Origin of the sequence: Collinsella sp. TM05-38 (assembly GCF_003466445.1) — a bacterium.
In the GTDB taxonomy this organism is placed as follows: domain Bacteria; phylum Actinomycetota; class Coriobacteriia; order Coriobacteriales; family Coriobacteriaceae; genus Collinsella.
The window spans coordinates 3,447-4,485 of sequence record NZ_QSPM01000022.1; the positions used below are offsets into that span (position 1 = coordinate 3,447).

1 rRNA gene (running past both ends of the window) is annotated in these 1,039 nt (G+C 64.3%); it reads left to right on the forward strand.

Going from position 1 to position 1,039, the window contains the following annotated elements:
* Positions 1-1,039, forward strand: a 23S ribosomal RNA gene (locus DXD49_RS09815) (it extends past both window edges: 863 nt to the left, 1,392 nt to the right).

Genomic DNA, 1,039 nt, shown 5'->3' on the forward strand with positions numbered 1-1,039 from the left:
CCCTTGTGGTGTGACGGCGTGCCTTTTGTAGAATGAGCCAGCGAGTCGCTGGCGCGGGGCGAGGTTAACCGGAAGGGAGCCGAAGCGAAAGCGAGCCTTAACAGGGCGACTTGAGTCCCGCGCCGCGGACGCGAAGCCGGGTGAGCTATCCGTGGGCAGGCTGAAGCGGGGGTAAGACCCCGTGGAGGGCCGAACGCACGTCGGTTGAAAACGGCGGCGATGACCTGCGGATAGGGGTGAAAGGCCAATCAAACCCGGAGATATCTCGTTCTCCCCGAAATAGCTTTAGGGCTAGCGTCGCGCGTTCACCGCCGGAGGTAGAGCACCGGATGGACGAGGGGGCTTCGCCGCCTACCGAATCCAACCGAACTCCGAATGCCGGCGGCCCAGAGCGCGGCAGTCAGAGCATGTGGGCTAAGCTGTGTGCTCGAGAGGGAAACAGCCCGGACCGCCCGCTAAGGTCCCCAAGTTCCAGCCGAGTGGCAAAGGATGTGCGTCCGCCCAGACAACCAGGATGTTGGCTTAGAAGCAGCCATGCATTCAAAGAGTGCGTAACAGCTCACTGGTCGAGTGGACATGCGCCGACAATACACGGGGCTAAGCTGGACACCGAAGCGGCGGGATTTTAATTCATTAGAATCGGTAGGGGAGCTCCCCAGGGGCGGGGAAGCCGCCGGGCGACCGGCGGTGGAGCGCATGGGAGTGAGAATGCTGGCATGAGTAGCGAGAGACGAGAGAGTAACTCGTCCGCCGTGAACCCGAGGTTTCCTGGGCAAGGCTAATCCTCCCAGGGTCAGTCGGGGGCTAAGGCGAGGCCGGGAGGCGTAGCCGACGCGCAGCAGGCAGACATTCCTGCACCGCGCACGCGGCGCTACGACCGACGGGGCGACGGATGGGGGTGGCTCGGCGGGGTTCTGGACGTCCCCGTGATGGAGCGCGGCCCGCGGACCAGGGAAATCCGGTCCGCAGGAGGGCGAGGCTCCGGACGAAGCGACTGAGCGAAGCGAGTGAGCCCGAGGTCCCTAGAAAAACCCCTAGG